19 protein-coding genes are annotated in these 15,154 nt (G+C 61.6%); 13 read left to right on the forward strand and 6 right to left on the reverse strand.

The genetic code is table 11. The features are described from left to right. Positions 1 to 52 precede the first annotated feature (52 nt). The 3 genes from E4Z66_RS08645 to E4Z66_RS08655 form a co-directional block, all read right to left on the reverse strand. Positions 53 to 1,141, reverse strand: a complete 1,089-nt coding sequence (locus E4Z66_RS08645; RefSeq protein WP_136462596.1) for a 5-(carboxyamino)imidazole ribonucleotide synthase — start codon at positions 1,139 to 1,141, stop codon at positions 53 to 55. Continuing rightward, on the reverse strand, positions 1,134 to 1,622 hold the full coding sequence (gene purE / locus E4Z66_RS08650; RefSeq protein ID WP_136462597.1) for a 5-(carboxyamino)imidazole ribonucleotide mutase: 489 nt from the start codon (positions 1,620 to 1,622) through the stop codon (positions 1,134 to 1,136). Before purE ends, E4Z66_RS08645 begins: the two co-directional genes overlap by 8 nt. 102 nt (positions 1,623 to 1,724) lie before the next feature. Next, entirely contained in the window at positions 1,725 to 1,949 is a 225-nt protein-coding gene (locus E4Z66_RS08655) for a DUF465 domain-containing protein (RefSeq protein WP_136462598.1), read from the reverse strand. A gap of 163 nt (positions 1,950 to 2,112) precedes the next feature. Between E4Z66_RS08655 and E4Z66_RS08660 the strand changes: the two genes are divergently transcribed. Genes E4Z66_RS08660 through E4Z66_RS08670 form a run of 3 tightly spaced genes read left to right on the forward strand, consistent with a single transcriptional unit; the run spans position 2,113 to position 3,670 of the window. Next, complete coding sequence (locus E4Z66_RS08660) at positions 2,113 to 2,532, forward strand: Hsp20 family protein (protein ID WP_136462599.1); 420 nt, start codon at positions 2,113 to 2,115, stop codon at positions 2,530 to 2,532. Positions 2,533 to 2,536: 4 nt separating this feature from the next. Further along, positions 2,537 to 2,761: a DUF1150 family protein gene (locus tag E4Z66_RS08665; protein ID WP_136462600.1), complete on the forward strand. Its 225-nt coding sequence runs from the start codon at positions 2,537 to 2,539 to the stop codon at positions 2,759 to 2,761. A gap of 39 nt (positions 2,762 to 2,800) precedes the next feature. Continuing rightward, entirely contained in the window at positions 2,801 to 3,670 is an 870-nt protein-coding gene (locus E4Z66_RS08670; RefSeq protein ID WP_136462601.1) for a PhzF family phenazine biosynthesis protein, read from the forward strand. 13 nt (positions 3,671 to 3,683) lie between these two features. On the opposite strand, the gene E4Z66_RS08675 is transcribed toward E4Z66_RS08670, so the two are convergent. Then, the gene (locus E4Z66_RS08675) at positions 3,684 to 4,268 is read right to left on the reverse strand and encodes an MlaC/ttg2D family ABC transporter substrate-binding protein (protein WP_136462602.1); all 585 of its coding nucleotides are present in this window, start codon (positions 4,266 to 4,268) and stop codon (positions 3,684 to 3,686) included. A 1-nt stretch (position 4,269) separates the two neighbouring features. Then, complete coding sequence (locus E4Z66_RS08680) at positions 4,270 to 5,001, reverse strand: MlaA family lipoprotein (protein ID WP_136462603.1); 732 nt, start codon at positions 4,999 to 5,001, stop codon at positions 4,270 to 4,272. Positions 5,002 to 5,201: 200 nt separating this feature from the next. Between E4Z66_RS08680 and E4Z66_RS08685 the strand changes: the two genes are divergently transcribed. The 6 genes from E4Z66_RS08685 (at position 5,202) to E4Z66_RS08710 (ending at position 11,073) form a co-directional block, all read left to right on the forward strand. Continuing rightward, positions 5,202 to 6,938 carry a type I secretion system permease/ATPase gene (locus E4Z66_RS08685; RefSeq protein WP_136462604.1) on the forward strand — a complete coding sequence of 579 codons (1,737 nt, stop codon included), beginning with the start codon at positions 5,202 to 5,204 and terminating at the stop codon, positions 6,936 to 6,938. Further along, entirely contained in the window at positions 6,935 to 8,236 is a 1,302-nt protein-coding gene (locus E4Z66_RS08690; protein WP_136462605.1) for an HlyD family type I secretion periplasmic adaptor subunit, read from the forward strand. Before E4Z66_RS08685 ends, E4Z66_RS08690 begins: the two co-directional genes overlap by 4 nt. A 90-nt stretch (positions 8,237 to 8,326) precedes the next feature. Further along, entirely contained in the window at positions 8,327 to 8,785 is a 459-nt protein-coding gene (locus E4Z66_RS08695) for a RidA family protein (RefSeq protein ID WP_136462606.1), read from the forward strand. Further along, positions 8,782 to 9,534, forward strand: coding sequence for a glycerophosphodiester phosphodiesterase family protein (locus tag E4Z66_RS08700; protein ID WP_136462607.1), 753 nt, complete (start codon positions 8,782 to 8,784; stop codon positions 9,532 to 9,534). The genes E4Z66_RS08695 and E4Z66_RS08700 overlap by 4 nt, the downstream gene beginning before the upstream one ends. A gap of 58 nt (positions 9,535 to 9,592) precedes the next feature. Then, on the forward strand, positions 9,593 to 10,780 hold the full coding sequence (locus E4Z66_RS08705; RefSeq protein WP_136462608.1) for a GNAT family N-acetyltransferase: 1,188 nt from the start codon (positions 9,593 to 9,595) through the stop codon (positions 10,778 to 10,780). Further along, entirely contained in the window at positions 10,777 to 11,073 is a 297-nt protein-coding gene (locus E4Z66_RS08710) for a 4a-hydroxytetrahydrobiopterin dehydratase (protein ID WP_136462609.1), read from the forward strand. The genes E4Z66_RS08705 and E4Z66_RS08710 overlap by 4 nt, the downstream gene beginning before the upstream one ends. A 44-nt stretch (positions 11,074 to 11,117) precedes the next feature. On the opposite strand, the gene E4Z66_RS08715 is transcribed toward E4Z66_RS08710, so the two are convergent. Next, the gene (locus tag E4Z66_RS08715) at positions 11,118 to 11,606 is read right to left on the reverse strand and encodes a peroxiredoxin (RefSeq protein WP_136462610.1); all 489 of its coding nucleotides are present in this window, start codon (positions 11,604 to 11,606) and stop codon (positions 11,118 to 11,120) included. An 87-nt stretch (positions 11,607 to 11,693) separates the two neighbouring features. Between E4Z66_RS08715 and E4Z66_RS08720 the strand changes: the two genes are divergently transcribed. The 4 genes from E4Z66_RS08720 to maiA all read left to right on the forward strand — a co-directional run bounded on the left by E4Z66_RS08720 (position 11,694) and on the right by maiA (position 15,023). Beyond that, positions 11,694 to 12,902, forward strand: coding sequence for an NAD(P)/FAD-dependent oxidoreductase (locus E4Z66_RS08720; RefSeq protein ID WP_136462611.1), 1,209 nt, complete (start codon positions 11,694 to 11,696; stop codon positions 12,900 to 12,902). Beyond that, the gene (rsmD, locus tag E4Z66_RS08725) at positions 12,899 to 13,456 is read left to right on the forward strand and encodes a 16S rRNA (guanine(966)-N(2))-methyltransferase RsmD (protein ID WP_136462612.1); all 558 of its coding nucleotides are present in this window, start codon (positions 12,899 to 12,901) and stop codon (positions 13,454 to 13,456) included. The genes E4Z66_RS08720 and rsmD overlap by 4 nt, the downstream gene beginning before the upstream one ends. A 236-nt stretch (positions 13,457 to 13,692) precedes the next feature. Then, complete coding sequence (locus E4Z66_RS08730; protein ID WP_136462613.1) at positions 13,693 to 14,382, forward strand: fumarylacetoacetate hydrolase family protein; 690 nt, start codon at positions 13,693 to 13,695, stop codon at positions 14,380 to 14,382. Next, positions 14,379 to 15,023 carry a maleylacetoacetate isomerase gene (maiA, locus tag E4Z66_RS08735; RefSeq protein ID WP_211097128.1) on the forward strand — a complete coding sequence of 215 codons (645 nt, stop codon included), beginning with the start codon at positions 14,379 to 14,381 and terminating at the stop codon, positions 15,021 to 15,023. Before E4Z66_RS08730 ends, maiA begins: the two co-directional genes overlap by 4 nt. Positions 15,024 to 15,154 lie beyond the last annotated feature (131 nt).

The following is a 15,154-nucleotide window of genomic DNA, read 5'->3' on the forward strand; positions in this document are numbered from 1 at the left end:
TAACGACGTGTTCTGGCCGCGCGGGCAACGTCCCGCGCGGATCTCAGGGAAATCAGCGTTCGCTACTGGCTTGGGCCGGGAGAATCCGGTTCACATGGCCCATCTTGCGGCCCGGCTTGGCTTCGGCCTTGCCATATAGATGCAGCGCGGTGTTGGGGGCTTGTGCCAGCGCCTCGCAGCGCTCCACATCAGCCCCGATCAGGTTGGTCATCTCCACATCGGCAAAGCGTTGTCCGTCGCCAAGGGGCCAGCCCGTCACGGCGCGGATATGCTGTTCGAACTGGTCCACCGTGCAGCCCTGCTGCGTCCAATGGCCCGAGTTGTGCACGCGCGGCGCAATCTCGTTCACGACAAGTCCGCCGGGCGTCACGAAAAGCTCCACCCCCAGCACACCGACATAATCCAGCGCGTTCAGGATACGGGCTGCCAGCAAAACGGCATCCGTGCGCAAGGGCGCGGGCAGGCGGGCGGGAACGGTGGTCGTGTGCAGGATGCCGTCCTTGTGGACGTTCTCGCCCGGATCGAAACAGGCCACCGCACCATCAAGGCCGCGCGCCGCGATGACGGATACCTCGCGCGAGAAATCGACAAAGCCTTCAAGGATTGCCGGCGCGCCGTTCAGGGATGCGAGGGCTTCTGCCGAATCCTCTGGCCCATTGATGCGGGCCTGCCCCTTGCCGTCATAGCCAAAGCGCCGGGTCTTGAGGATCGCCGCCGTGCCGAAACGCGCCAGTGCCTCGTCCAGCGCGGATTGATCCGTCACGTCCGCATAGGGGGCGGTTTTGAGGCCCAGATCGGTCAGGAAATCCTTTTCCGTCAGGCGGTCCTGCGACACGCGCAGCGCCTCGCGTCCGGGGCGGATCGGCACCAGCGGTTCGATGATATCCAGCGCGTCGGTCGGGATGTTCTCGAATTCATAGGTGACGACATCGGCGGCTTCGGCAAAGCGGGTCAGTGCCTCTTTGTCGGAATACTCCGCCTGAAAGTGGTAATTGGCCACATGCGAGGCCGGGCAATCGCCGCCCGGTTCGAAGATGCAGGTCTTGAACCCAAGGCGAGAGGCCGCGACGGACAACATCCGCCCAAGCTGGCCACCGCCAAGGATACCGATGGTGCTGCCGGGGGCGAGGGGCTTAGTCATCTGTAGGCTCCTGCGGGATGGAGTCGGAAAGCGCCGCGCGCCAAGCGTCAAGCCGGTCTGCAAGGGCGTCATCCTGAAGGGCCAGAATCCCCGCCGCCATCAACGCGGCATTTGCAGCGCCCGCCGCACCAATCGCCATTGTGGCCACCGGAAAACCGCGCGGCATTTGCACGATGGAATAGAGCGAATCGACGCCGGACAGAGCGCGGGTCTGTACCGGCACGCCGATCACGGGAACCCGCGTCTTGGATGCCATCATCCCCGGAAGATGCGCCGCGCCGCCCGCACCGGCGATAATCACCTGCAATCCCCGCGCCACGGCGGTCTTGCCGTAGTCCCACAAACGGTCCGGCGTGCGGTGCGCGGAGACGATGCGTTTCTCATAGGGCAGGCCAAGCGTATCCAGCAGATCTGCGGCCTCTTTCATCGTGGCCCAATCGGACTGGGAGCCCATGATGATACCAATTTTCGGATCGGACATGCCTGCACCTTCCTGCGGTTTCGAGCGGCGCACTATAGACGGATCATGCCACGTGGCAATAAGGCGCGCGCGCCCTTGGACCCGTTCTGTGCGGTGCTGCCGTCAGGCGATGATATCGGGGAAGAGCCGATCTTCGATCTGGTAGATCTTGTCCTTGATCTGAAGCTTCTTTTTCTTCAGCCGCTGCAAGGTCAGTTGGTCGAAGGTGCCGGTGTCCTGCAACGCCGCAATTGCAGCGTCCAGATCGGCATGTTCGCGCTTGAAAACCTCAAGCTCGACACGCAGGACGTCTTCGGTCTTCATCGACAGATCGTTGGGTGCGTTCATTTCGTGCCCGCGCGTGCCTTTACCTTTTTTTGACCATACCGCTGATTGGGGAAACAGGCTAGACCTTGTCGCCCTCAAGATTAATGCCCATATTTCTGTCCGAGGCCTGCCGATATCGGGGGCTGCTCGATTGACTGTCGCTTGAAGATAAGGACGTGTCGGAATGACAAAATTGACCCTTGCGTCATACCCCCACCTTCTGGGGTTCGAAAGGTTGGACCAGCTGCTGGAACGCACGGCGAAAAGCAGTGATGGCTATCCGCCCTTCAACATCGAACAAACCTCGGAAAATACTTACCGGATCACGCTGGCCGTGGCTGGGTTCTCTGAAAGTGACCTGTCGATCACCGTCGAAGACCGTCAATTGGTCATTCGCGGGCGTCAGCGCGACGACACCGAAGGGCGCGTTTTTCTGCATCGCGGTATTGCCGCGCGGCAGTTTCAACGCAGCTTTGTATTGGCGGATGGTGTCGAGGTCGGAGAAGCCCAGCTTGAGAACGGGCTGCTCCATCTCGATCTGAGCCAGCCACGGCCAGACGCGGTCGTGCAGACGATTGAGATCAACAAAGGTAAGAGAGGTTAAGACGATGAATACTCCCTACGAAATCGACGCAGTGGAAGGGCGCATGGTCTATGTCAAAACCGTAGACGTGGCCGACCTTCCCGAAGAAGTGCAAGAGCAAGCCGCCGGGCATGATCAGCTTTACGCCGTCCACACGGCGGATGGCGCGCAGTTGGCGCTTGTCGCGGATCGCAACATGGCGTTCATTCTGGCGCGGCAGCACGATTACAGCCCCGTCGCGGTGCACTGACACCCGCGCACGTATTGAACTAACGTCCAAGGGGGCGAAATGGCGTTTTCTTTTGATTGGGTGGACGCGTTTTCATCCCGGCCTTTTGGCGGCAATGGCTGCGCGGTGTTGCATGACGCCGCGCATCTGGACGACGAAACCTGCATGAATGTGGTGCGGGAAACGTCCTTGGTCGAATGCACCTTCACTGGCCCATCGGATGTTGCCGATATCCGTGTGCGCTATTTTCTGGCGAGCCGGGAAATCCCCTTTGCCGGGCATCCGACCGTGGCGACCGTGGCCGCGATGCGACGGCGCGGGCTGATCGAAGACGGCCCGCTGACGCTGGAAACACTGGCCGGGATCGTTCCGGTTACGGTCAAAGGCGATGCGGTTTCGATGGTGCAGATCGCGCCGGAGTTTGGCCGCGATGTCCCGGCAGAGATCGTCGCCCCTGCGATCGGTCTGGCCCCGGCGGATATTCTGCATCCCCCGCAGATCGTTTCCACCGGGTTGCCGTTCTGCATTACGGTTCTGTCATCGCGCGATGCATTGACGCGCGCGGCGCTTAATACCGATGCGTTGGCGGACTATTTCAATGAAATCGAGGCGCCCTCCACCGATGCGATGGAACCGTTCTTGGTCACGCTGGAAGGTGCGACAGAAGATGGCGACACCTGCGCGCGTCTGCTTCTGGCCCCGCCAAGCCCGGCAGAAGACCCCTTCACCGGGTCGGCGACGGGCGCGATGGCAGCTTACCTCTGGGCGCGCGGTCTGATCGACGCGCCGCGTTTCGTGGCAGAGCAGGGGCATGGGATGGGCCGACCGGGCCGCGCGGATGTCGAAGTGCTCGGCCCACGCGACGCGATAGAAGGCGTGCGTGTCTCGGGCCGAGGCTATGTTCTGATGTCAGGCGAATTTCACCTGTAGCAGCGCAGGCGGGTCAGCCCGACTGCTTGAGCGCGGCAATCATCCTGTCGATATCGCCGCCATTCGAATCGATCAGCGCGCCAACTTCGGTACGTTCGGTCAGCAGCAGGTTGATGCCTTCGACAAACATGTTGAAGAACAGGTCTTTGCCGGACCGGTTGGACACATGGAAGGTCACCTTGAAGGGCGACTGCCCCTTGAGATAGGCGACGGTGTCGACTTCAAACCATTTCTTCACCTTGCGAACGCTGGTCACTTCCAGCCGCCCGCCGATGAATTCGCGGAACCGCTTGCCGTATTTGCGCGCGATATAGGATTGGAACGCGTCAGAGAACGCGCGTTTCTGCGCGGTGCTGGCGCGACGTCCATCCGCGCCCATCGCATAGGCAGAGATATAGGACGTGTCCGAGTAACGTGCGAAGATCTTCTCGAAGTCGCGGATCATGCCGCTTTCGGATTTTCCGGACGAGATCACCTTGTTGATGTCGCCCACAAGCTGGTCGATCAGCGTTTTTGCGCTGCCTTCAGTCAGGGCCAGGGCGCCCGATGGCAGCACTGATACCGCACCAAGGCCGGCGATGAACGTACGACGAAACATATCAGAACCCTTCCGTGTTCAATTCAAACGGGTCGATGCTGGAGCCCGCATCCTGGGCACCCAGTTGGAAGCGACGGTTTTGAAGATAGATGAGCCGCGCCTGCGCATAACTGTCTGCGCTCTCATATAGGATGGCATCCACCGTATCGGAATAGCGCCCGCGGTCGCCCAGTCTACTTGCGACGGTGGCTGCGGGCGGGATGTAACTTTCGGGGTCGTCCAGATTGTAGGACAACGGGTTGGTGAACAGATCGACGATACGCCCGGCAGTGTGCCGCGCGGTCGATGGGCCAAGCAGCGGCAATTCGATGTAACTGCCTTCCCCCACGCCCCAGACATAAAGCGTTTCACCGAAATCGGTGTCGTGATCTTCGATGCCGAAATCCGTCGCCACATCGAAGAGCCCGCCAATCCCGAGGGTGGAGTTGATGACGAACCGCGCCAGTGAGATGCCGCTGCCGCGCATATCGCCTTGCAGCAGGCTGTTTACCGTCACCGAGGGTTGCCCAAGATTGGTCGAGAAATTCCCGACGCTGTCTTCGATGTCATCGGGTACGATCGCGGTATAGCCCTTGCCAGCAGGGCGCACGATGGCGCGGTCCAGACCACGGTTGAAGGCATGTACCCGGCGGTTTTGCGCCTCATACGGGTCGTTGATGCCATCCGCCGAAGGGGCGCCGTTTTGCGCGGAACAGGCCGACAGCAGCGCGGTGCAAAGGACTGCGGCAAACATCTTGGCAACAATTCCGGCAGACTCAGAAACAGACAATGGAAATCCCCGATTAAAGATTTTATGGCTACTTAATGTATTGAGGCCCGAAGCCCAGACCGCAAGTGGCAGTCGCCATCATTTGTGGCTTGCGGGTGACAGGCAAAACAAGATGTGTTTCAGCAGGGCCGATGGTGGCCTGCTGGTCAAGCGGAAAGGTGCCGATGCAAAGACATGGCAGGCCGAGTGGCAAGGACGAGTTACGCGCAGCGCGAAAGTTGAGCCGGGGGCTCTACTGGGCCGTTGGGATTTTTAGTTTCTTTGCGAACCTGTTGATGCTGACAGGTCCGCTTTACATGCTGCAAGTCTATGACCGGGTGCTGGGCTCGCGGTCAGAGGAAACGCTGATCGCGCTCTCGCTTCTGGTCGTTTTCCTTTATGGTATCATGGGGTTGATGGAATTCGTCCGGGGCCGCGTCATGGGCCGCGCCGGTGCGCGGTTCCAGTCGGCATTGGACAAGCGCGTTTTCGAGGCCGTGTCTCGCAAAGCGGCGCTCGCGCCCGACCAGAAGACCGAAAGCGGGCTTCAGGATCTGGAATCCCTGCGTCGATTGATGACTGCGCCGGTGCTGATGGCGATTTTCGACATGCCGTGGACGCCGATCTTTCTTGCCGGAATTTTCATCTTCCACCCGCTGATGGGCTGGCTGGCCGTCTTGGGCGGTTCGCTGCTGATTCTGATCACCGTATTCAACCAAATGCTCTCGCGCGGTCCGAATCTACGGTCCAACATGGCAGAGATGCAGGCGGGGCAGATGTCCGGCCAGATGCGCACAGAGGCAGAGATGCTGCAATCCATGGGGATGGAGGGCGCGGCCTATCGCCGGTGGAACTCCGCCCGGACCCGCGCCTTGGAAGAAGGTATTTCCGCTGCGGATGTGGGGGGCGGCTTCAGCGCGATGACGAAAGCGCTGCGCCTGTTCCTGCAATCGGCGATGCTGGGCCTTGGTGCGTGGCTGACCCTGCAAGGCGAATTGACGCCGGGTGCGATGATCGCGGGTTCTATCCTGCTGGGCCGTGCCCTGGCGCCGATCGAACTGGCCGTGGGGCAATGGGCGCTGGTGCAGCGCGCCGCCAAGGGCTGGGAAAACCTGTCGGAGCTTCTGGATGAGGTGCCGCCGCGCGAACAACGTACGGCGCTGCCACGACCACGGGCGCGGCTTGAGGCGAAGAACCTGACCGTTCTGCCACCGGGGGAGCGTCAGGCCTCGCTGAAATCGCTGAACTTCGTGCTGGAGCCGGGGCAGGCGATGGGCGTGATCGGTCCGTCGGGCTGCGGTAAATCCACCTTGGCCCGCGCCATTACCGGGCTTTGGCGTCCTGCTGGCGGCTCCATGCGGCTCGACGGGGCGGCGCTGGATCAATACGAACCGGAAGTTCTTGGCGGGCTGATCGGATACCTGCCGCAGCGCGTGCAATTGTTCGACGGCACGATCGCAGAGAATATCGCACGGCTGGCCGATACGCCGGACGATGCGAAGGTCGTCGCCGCCGCCAAGAAAGCCGCGGCGCATCAGATGATCCTCGACTTGCCCAACGGGTATGATACCGTCATCCGCGATGGTCAAAGCCGCCTGTCGGGGGGGCAGATTCAGCGGATCGGTCTGGCGCGCGCGCTTTATGCCGATCCGGTGATCGTGGTGCTGGATGAGCCGAACTCGAACCTCGACAATGTTGGGAACCAGGCGCTGAACCAGGCGATCCGCCAGCTCAAGTCCGAGGACCGATCCGTGATGATCATGGCGCACAGACCGAACGCGATTCAGGAATGTGATACACTGCTGGTGATGGAGAACGGAATGCGCATGGCCTTCGGTCCGAAGGATGAAGTGCTCAAGGCGACCGTCCGAAACCACAAGGAAGTCGCGGCCAATCCGGCCGACAAGGGAGGCGTCGTATGAGCGAGAAAAAATGGTCCGCCCGGTTCCCCCTGACGCTTGGGGCGCTGGGCTTGGTGGTGCTGGTCGGAGGCTTTGGCACCTGGGCCGTGACCACCCAGATCGCGGGCGCTGTCATCGCGCAGGGCCGGCTTGAGGTCGAACGCAACCGCCAGGTCGTGCAACATCCCACGGGCGGCGTTGTCGCGCGGATTGCGGTGAATGAGGGCGACGTCGTCGAGGCCGGTCAACTTCTGATCGAACTGGACAGCACGACGCTGGATTCCCGACTGACCATTGCGGAAGGCCAGCTTTACGAGATCGTCGCGCGCCGTGGCCGCCTTGAGGCAGAGCGGGACGGCGAGGAAGAGATCGAATTCAACGCCGAACTGCTGGAACGCGCCGCCGTTGATGAGGAGTTGATGGAACTCGTCGAAGGTCAGCGCAACCTTTTCAACGCCCGCAAGGAGTCCGCCGCGCGCGAGCTTGAACAGCTCGACAAGCGGCAGATCCAGATCCGCAATCAGATCGAAGGCATCGATGCGCAGACCGTGTCGCTGGAAAAACAGCTGGAGCTGATCGAAGAAGAGCTGGGCAACCAGCAATCCCTGTTTGACCGTGGCCTGTCGCAAGCGTCTACGCTGTTGGCGCTGCGGCGTAATCAGGCGAACCTGCAAGGGCAGCTTGGTGAACTGGCCGCGAACCGGGCGGAAGCCGAATCGCGCATCACCGAGACCGAGATTGAGGCGTTGAAACTGACGACGCTGCTGCGCGAAGAAGCGATCACGCAGCTTCGCGATTTGCGGTATCGTGAATTGGAGCTGCGCGAACAGCGCGCCGCAACGCGGGAAGAGCTGGACCGCCTGGACATTCGCGCCCCTGTCTCTGGCGTCGTCTATGGGCTGGCCGTACAGACGCCACGTTCGGTTCTGCAAGCCGCGCAGCCGGTGCTGTATCTGGTGCCGCAGGATCGTCCGCTTGTCATCGCCGCGCAGATTGAACCCACCCATATCGATGAGGTTCTCGTCGGTCAGCCAGTGAGCCTGCGGTTTTCCGCGCTGGATCAGCGAACGACTCCCGAACTTACGGGCCATGTGATGCTGCTCTCGGCGGATGCGTTCGAGGATGAAGCGACCCGCGCGACCTATTACCGGGCGGAAATCTCGCTGGCGCCGGGCGAAATCGAACGGCTTGGCGATAACGTGGCGCTGATCCCCGGCATGCCGGTGGAGACATATATTCGCACCACGGATCGCTCTCCGCTTGCGTATCTGACCAAGCCGCTGCTTGATTACTTCAACCGCGCGTTCCGCGAGACATAAAAGTTTCACACAAAGCGCCCGTATGGCGGGTTTCGGCGGTTACGGAAATGGACTAGCGTCGCCTCGAATCTGAATGATCCGGAGGTTTCCATGTCCATTTCCGCCCGTCTTGCCGAGAAAGGTATCGACCTTCCCGACGCATCCGCGCCGGCTGCAAACTATGTGCCCTATGTCCAGGTTGGCGACATCCTTTATGTGTCTGGCCAAATCTCGATGAATGCCGATGGGCTGGTCACTGGAAAAGTGGGCGCAGACCTGACGGTGGAAGAGGGCGCTGCGGCGGCCAAGCTTTGCGGGTTGAGCCTGCTCGCACAGGTCAAAGCGGCGTGTGGCGGCGACATGGACCGGCTGGTGCGTGTTGTGAAGCTGACAGGTTTCGTGAATTCGACACCGGATTTCACCGATCAGCCCAAGGTCATCAACGGCTGCTCTGACTTCCTTGTCGAGGCGCTGGGCGATGGCGGTCGGCATGCCCGTTCCGCAGTGTCCGCCGGCGCGCTGCCGCTGGGCGTCGCCGTCGAGATCGAAGGCATATTCCAGATCAAATGACCCGGCTTCCGTCTGCCTTTCTGGACAGGCCCATTGCGCATCGTGCCTTGCACGATGTAGCCCAAGGGCGGCCTGAGAATAGCCGCGCCGCGATCCAAGCTGCGATTGCGGCTGGCTACGGGGTGGAGATCGACGTGCAACTCACCGCCGATGGCGCAGCGTTTGTCTTTCACGACTATGCGCTGGACCGGCTCACGCCAGAGACCGGACCGGTGCGCCAACGCAAGGCGGATGCGCTGCGATCCATCCCGCTCAGCGGTGGGGACGAGACCATCCCGGACCTGCCCGAGGTTCTGGCCCTGGTTGCGGGCCGCGTGCCGATCCTTCTTGAAATCAAGGATCAGGATGGCGCGATGGGGCCGGATATTGGCCCGCTGGAGGAGGCCGTTGCACAAGCCACCGCGCAATATGACGGGCCACTGGCGATCATGTCCTTCAACCCTCATTCGGTGGCGCGTATCGGCACGCTTTGCCCGCACCTGCCGCGTGGATTGGTGACTTGCGGCTATGATCCGGCCGATTGGCCGCTTAGCGCCGACATCTGTGCGCGTCTGCGGCAAATTCCGGATTACGACAGTGTGGGGGCCAGTTTCATCAGCCATCATGCGGACGATCTGGTCAGACCGCGTGTGGCGGAACTGAAACGCAACGGTGCGGATGTGCTATGTTGGACCATTCGTTCACCGGAAGCGGCGCAAACTGCGCTAAAGATTGCACAAAACATCACCTTTGAAGGTTTCCTGCCTTGATGTGCCGCTGGGCGACAACACATATCAACGAAGGAACAGGGACCGCATCCAAAGGCCGATGACCTCGCAGGAAATCGAAATCACGCTCTTGCCGAGCCTGCGCGAGATATCGGCACAGGACTGGGATGCCTGCGCCTGCCCGGAAGCGGCGGACGGATCCCGCGCGATTGATCCTTTTACCACGTATCGCTTCCTGCTGGCGCTGGAAGAAAGCGGCTCTGTCGGGCCGGGAAGCGGGTGGCAGCCGCAATACCTTGTGGCGCGGATGGGCGGTGTGTTGATCGCGGTCGCGCCGATGTATGCCAAGGGGCATAGCCAAGGCGAGTATATCTTCGACCACAATTGGGCGCACGCCTATGAGCGCGCGGGCGGGCGGTATTACCCCAAGCTTCAGGTCGCGGTGCCCTTCACGCCAGCCACCGGCCGCCGCTTCCTGACCCGGCCGGGGTTCGAGGATGTCGGCACCCATGCCTTGACGCAGGGCGCAGTCCAACTGGCGGAGAATAACGGGCTCAGTTCGCTCCATATCACGTTTTGCACCGAAACGGAGGCCGCCCGGGGCGCAGAGCTTGGCCTGATGCGGCGGACCAGTCAGCAATATCACTGGCTGAATAATGGCTATGCGGATTTCGATGCATTCCTTGCCTCTCTCAACTCGCGCAAGCGCAAGAACATTCGCAAGGAACGCAATCAGGCGCAGGCGTTTGGCGGCACGATCACGACGCTGACCGGCGATGATCTGAGGCCGGAACACTGGGATGCGTTTTGGCATTTCTATCAGGATACCGGCGCGCGCAAATGGGGCACGCCTTACCTGACGCGCCGCTTTTTCGACCTTGTGCATGAGCGGATGGCAGATGACGTGGCACTGGTTCTGGCCGAGCGGGACGGGCGGTACATCGCTGGGGCGCTCAACTTCATCGGGCGCGATACGCTGTTCGGTCGGTATTGGGGATGCGCGGAGCATCACCCGTGTCTCCACTTTGAGTTGTGCTACTATGCCGCTATCGACTATGCCATTGCCCATGGGCTGGAGCGGGTCGAAGCCGGCGCGCAAGGGGATCACAAGCTGGCACGTGGCTATCTGCCGACGCCGTGCCATTCGTTGCATTGGGTGCGCGATCCGGGGTTCTCGGACGCGATCGAAGAATATCTCAAGGCCGAGCGTGCCGCGATCGAAGAGGATATCGAAATCCTCACCAGCTATGGCCCGTTTCGCAAGAACGATGTGGAGGAACAGCAATGACCGAGAAATTGAGCGATGAGACCCGTAAGCCATTGCTCGCGCCCTTGTTCGACACGGGCTGGGCCTTGGTCGATGGGCGCGACGCGATCTGCAAGACGTTTGTGTTCGACGATTTCGTGGAAGCTTTCGCGTGGATGACACGTGCGGCCTTCTGGGCGGAAAAGTGGAATCACCATCCGGAATGGTCGAATGTTTACAAGACGGTGGAAGTCACGCTGTCGACCCATGACGTGGGCGGGTTGTCCACGCTGGATGCGAAATTGGCCCGCAAGATGGACAGCCTGATGGGCTGACGCCGGGGGGGGACGTGGCCGCCCGAAGGCGGCCATGCCGTCGGTCAGATTTTTTCCAGCATCGCTTCGCCGCTGGACATATCGCATTGGCCCGGCGCGTCGCCGTCCTGCATGATCTCCACCTTGCCGTCGACAACATACATCGCGTAGCGCTGCGAGCGGCCATAGAAGCCAACCGGCGGCGCATCGAAGCCGCGGCCCATGGCCTTGGTGAATTCGCCAGCGGGATCTGCCAGCATCGTCAGGCCCGCATCACCCGCGCCGGTATCTTTTTCCCATGCCTGCATCACGAAGGGATCGTTGACGGACACGCAGATGATTTCGTCCACGCCCTTTTCGTCAAACTGCGCCTTGGTGCGGATGAAGCTGGGCACATGGCTGGCGCTGCATGTGGACGTGAACGCGCCGGGCAGGCCGAAGACGATGACCTTGCGGCCCTTCAGTCGCTCTGTGATCGACACTTGCTCTGGGCCTTCTGCGCCCATGCGTACCAGTGTCGCTTCGGGGATTGTGTCTCCTGTCGAAATCGCCATTTCTTCGTCCTTCCTTTGGAATTGCGTATCGGCTTAACCGCGATATAGGTTGGCTTGCCGGATGGAGCCAGAAGAAAGGCAAAGGGCATGTCGCATGTAATCGTGGTCGGAGCAGGTCAGGCGGGGTCGTCCTGCGTCGCAAAGCTCAGAAATGAGGGCTTTGACGGACGGATCACGCTGATCGGAAATGAACCTGTGCCACCCTACCAGCGCCCGCCGCTTAGCAAGGCTTATCTGCTGGGAGAGATGGCGGAAGAACGGCTGTATCTGCGGCCCGAGAGTTTTTACGACGAGCAGAATATCGACCTGCGCATGAGCACAGAGGTGACAGCGATCGATACGGCGGCACAGACCGTCACGCTGGGGGCAGAGGTTCTGAACTATAGCGATCTTGTGCTGGCCACCGGCTCTGCACCCATTCGTCTGCCCGCCGCCATTGGCGGAGAATTGGGCGGCGTCTTCACCGTGCGCACGCTGGCCGATGTGGATGCGATGGCGGAACGCTTTGTCGAAGGTGCGCGGGTTTTGATCGTGGGCGGTGGGTATATCGGGCTGGAAGCGGCTGCTGTCGCCGCCAAGAAGGGGCTGAATACCACGCTGGTTGAAATGGCGGACCGTATCTTGCAGCGGGTCGCGGCGCAAAACACCTCTGATTTCTTCCGCGATCTGCACCGTGGGCACGGCGTTGATCTGCGTGAAGGCGTGGGCTTGCAACGGCTGACGGGCACGGGGCAGGTCTCTGGCGCGGAACTGACCGATGGCACCACGCTCGAGGTGGATTTCGTGATCGTCGGCATCGGTATTCGGCCCGGCACGGCGTTGGCAGAGGCTGCGGGGCTGAAGATCGACAACGGCATCTGGACCGACTCCCAAGGCCGCACGAGCGCGCCGCATGTCTGGGCCGCTGGGGATTGCGCGTCGTTCCCGTATCGCGGTGGACGGCTGCGGCTCGAAAGCGTGCCCAACGCGATTGATCAGGCAGAGATCGTCGCGCGCAACATCATGGGGGCTGGTGTCGATTACGTCGCAAAGCCATGGTTCTGGTCGGATCAGTTCGACGTCAAATTGCAGATCGCCGGATTGAATACCGGGTTCGATCATGTCGTGACCCGCGCGGGCGAGGGCGACGCCGTGTCGTTCTGGTACTATCGCGGCGCGGAATTGCTGGCAGTGGACGCGATGAACGACCCGCGTGGCTACATGGTTGGCAAGCGCCTGATCGAAGCCGGAAAATCCCCGGCGGCAGAGCTGGTCGGCGACCCTGCCACGGACCTCAAGGCGCTGTTGAAAGCGTGAGGATCATTGCCGGGCGATACCGTGGCACGCCCTTGGCCAGCGTGGGCAAGGGGGACGCGGCAGCGCATTTGCGCCCGACGCCGGACCGGGTCCGTGAAAGCCTGTTCAGCATTCTGGGCGGGCTTGTCGATTGGGACGGCCTGCATGTGCTGGACCTCTTCGCCGGGACGGGTGCGCTTGGGCTTGAAGCGATCTCGCGCGGCGCGGCGCAAGCGGTGTTCGTCGAGAATGGCCGCGTGGGGCAAAAGCTGATCGCGCAGAACATCGCCAAGCTGCGGGTGGGCGAGGCGGCGCGACTGTTGAAGATGGACGCCACGCGGCTTGGGCCAGCCCCTGAACCGGTCGATCTGGTGTTCCTCGATCCACCCTATGGCAAGGGGCTGGGCACCCCGGCGCTGACTGCCGCGCGCGACGGTGGCTGGCTGGCCGAGAGCTGCGTCATCGTCTGGGAAGAAAACGCGCCGCAAGAGGCACCGCCCGGATTCGAACTGCTGTCGCATCGCAAATACGGTGATACCCATCTGACCTTTCTGGCAGCTCAGTCCGCTACTTAGCGGCAACCGGTTCAGCGCGCGCATTGAGGTGATTTTGCGTAGCGGCGCGTTTCATGTGGTCCGCAGGCGCGGGAGTAGTATGATCACAGGCAGGAAAACCCATCTGGGGCCGCAAATCCGCCAGCAGCATCGGTTTTCGCCAAGATCGACCACCGTGCGGAAAAGGACGTTGTCCCGACCCGCATCCATGACCGCCCGCTTCAGCACATGCCGGGCAAGCACGAGGAACGCTTCCGATGACATTGGTATTTGCCGCCGCCCCGACTTTCACTGTGCCACTCGCCGATGGCAGCGGAGAGTTCCCGGTGCGCCGCATCTTTTGTGTGGGTCGCAACTATGTGGCCCATGCGGTCGAGATGGGCGGCGAGGTCGATCGCGAAGCCCCATGGTATTTCACCAAGACGCCGGTGAACGGTGTCCGCTCTGGTGCGGTGGTGCCCTTCCCCCAGGGGACAGAGAATTATCACCACGAGATGGAATTGGCCGTCTATATCGGGGCAGAGGCGTTCCAAACCCCGGTGGATCAGGCGCATCTGGCGGTGTTCGGCTTTTCCTGCGCGCTGGACATGACGCGGCGGGATCGGCAGCAGGATGGCAAGGACCATCGCCGGCCTTGGGATCTGGGCAAGGATGTTGAAAACGGCTCCGTGCTGGCGCCGATTTCGCGTGAGTGGAATGTCACGGACACGGCGCGCATTCATCTGGAAGTGAATGGCGAGACCCGTCAGGACGCCACGCTGGCAGAGCTTGTCTGGACGGTCGATGAGGTGATTTCTCATCTGTCCCATTACTACCGATTGCAGCCGGGCGACGTGATCATGACAGGCACACCCGCCGGGGTCGGTGCGGTGGTTGCGGGCGACAAGATCACCGGGGGGATCGACGGGTTGCCGCCCATTGCACTGACTTTGAGCGATCCCGAATGATCGTCCATCACGGCTATTTCCGCAGTTCGTCCAGCTATCGGTGCCGCATTGCACTGAACCTGAAAGGGGTGCCAAGCGACTACCGTCCGGTGCATCTTGTCCGGGACGGCGGGCAGCAGAAAACGCCGGATTATACCGCGCTCAATCCGCAGCAATTGGTGCCGACCTTCGAGGTCGAGGGCGACGTGTTGACTCAGAGCCCGGCGATACTGGAATGGATCGAAGAGATTTATCCCGACCCGCCGCTTTTGCCGCCGGGCAGGCTTGCGCGTGCCAAGGTGCGGGCGTTTTGTGCGGTAATTGGCTGCGATATTCACCCGCTGCAAAACCTGCGCGTGCTTGAATATCTGGGCGCGGAATTCGGTGCCGGTCAGGACGCCAAGCAGGCGTGGTGCCAGCGTTGGATCAGCGATGGTCTGCGCGCGGCAGAGGCGCTGCTGCAGGGCCGCGCACAAAGCCGGTTTGCCTTTGGCGATGCGCCCGGCATGGCAGAGGTTTACCTGATGCCGCAGGTGTTTTCCGCGAAGCGGTTTGGTGTGGACATGGCCGCGTTTCCAAGGCTGTCGGCAGTTGCGGACGCCTGTGCAGCCTTGCCCGCGTTCGACGCCGCCCATCCCGATAACCAACCTGATGCCGAATGATCCGTGTCCGATCGTGGGCGGCGGGTATGGGGGTCATCTGACGCAGAAGGTCATTGCCGTATCTGCGGTCGGCGCGGTATGGGGCAGGGGGCCGAAACCGCGTTCCCCCGTGATCGCGTAAATATTCGGTT

Source organism: Aliishimia ponticola (genome assembly GCF_004803475.1).
Lineage (GTDB): Bacteria > Pseudomonadota > Alphaproteobacteria > Rhodobacterales > Rhodobacteraceae > Aliishimia > Aliishimia ponticola.

Excerpts from the sequence above, each read along its gene's own strand:
- E4Z66_RS08700 (WP_136462607.1), top strand. The coding sequence starts at position 8,782 with ATGACCCGGCTTCCGTCTGCCTTTCTGGACAGGCCCATTGCGCATCGT.
- E4Z66_RS08660 (WP_136462599.1), top strand. The coding sequence starts at position 2,113 with ATGACAAAATTGACCCTTGCGTCATACCCCCACCTTCTGGGGTTCGAA.
- E4Z66_RS08710 (WP_136462609.1), top strand. The coding sequence starts at position 10,777 with ATGACCGAGAAATTGAGCGATGAGACCCGTAAGCCATTGCTCGCGCCC.
- E4Z66_RS08720 (WP_136462611.1), top strand. The coding sequence starts at position 11,694 with ATGTCGCATGTAATCGTGGTCGGAGCAGGTCAGGCGGGGTCGTCCTGC.
- E4Z66_RS08695 (WP_136462606.1), top strand. The coding sequence starts at position 8,327 with ATGTCCATTTCCGCCCGTCTTGCCGAGAAAGGTATCGACCTTCCCGAC.
- E4Z66_RS08715 (WP_136462610.1), bottom strand. The coding sequence starts at position 11,606 with ATGGCGATTTCGACAGGAGACACAATCCCCGAAGCGACACTGGTACGC.
- purE (WP_136462597.1), bottom strand. The coding sequence starts at position 1,622 with ATGTCCGATCCGAAAATTGGTATCATCATGGGCTCCCAGTCCGATTGG.
- E4Z66_RS08690 (WP_136462605.1), top strand. The coding sequence starts at position 6,935 with ATGAGCGAGAAAAAATGGTCCGCCCGGTTCCCCCTGACGCTTGGGGCG.
- E4Z66_RS08670 (WP_136462601.1), top strand. The coding sequence starts at position 2,801 with ATGGCGTTTTCTTTTGATTGGGTGGACGCGTTTTCATCCCGGCCTTTT.
- E4Z66_RS08665 (WP_136462600.1), top strand. The coding sequence starts at position 2,537 with ATGAATACTCCCTACGAAATCGACGCAGTGGAAGGGCGCATGGTCTAT.
- E4Z66_RS08655 (WP_136462598.1), bottom strand. The coding sequence starts at position 1,949 with ATGAACGCACCCAACGATCTGTCGATGAAGACCGAAGACGTCCTGCGT.
- E4Z66_RS08680 (WP_136462603.1), bottom strand. The coding sequence starts at position 5,001 with ATGTTTGCCGCAGTCCTTTGCACCGCGCTGCTGTCGGCCTGTTCCGCG.
- E4Z66_RS08645 (WP_136462596.1), bottom strand. The coding sequence starts at position 1,141 with ATGACTAAGCCCCTCGCCCCCGGCAGCACCATCGGTATCCTTGGCGGT.
- E4Z66_RS08685 (WP_136462604.1), top strand. The coding sequence starts at position 5,202 with ATGCAAAGACATGGCAGGCCGAGTGGCAAGGACGAGTTACGCGCAGCG.
- maiA (WP_211097128.1), top strand. The coding sequence starts at position 14,379 with ATGATCGTCCATCACGGCTATTTCCGCAGTTCGTCCAGCTATCGGTGC.
- E4Z66_RS08730 (WP_136462613.1), top strand. The coding sequence starts at position 13,693 with ATGACATTGGTATTTGCCGCCGCCCCGACTTTCACTGTGCCACTCGCC.
- E4Z66_RS08675 (WP_136462602.1), bottom strand. The coding sequence starts at position 4,268 with ATGTTTCGTCGTACGTTCATCGCCGGCCTTGGTGCGGTATCAGTGCTG.
- E4Z66_RS08705 (WP_136462608.1), top strand. The coding sequence starts at position 9,593 with ATGACCTCGCAGGAAATCGAAATCACGCTCTTGCCGAGCCTGCGCGAG.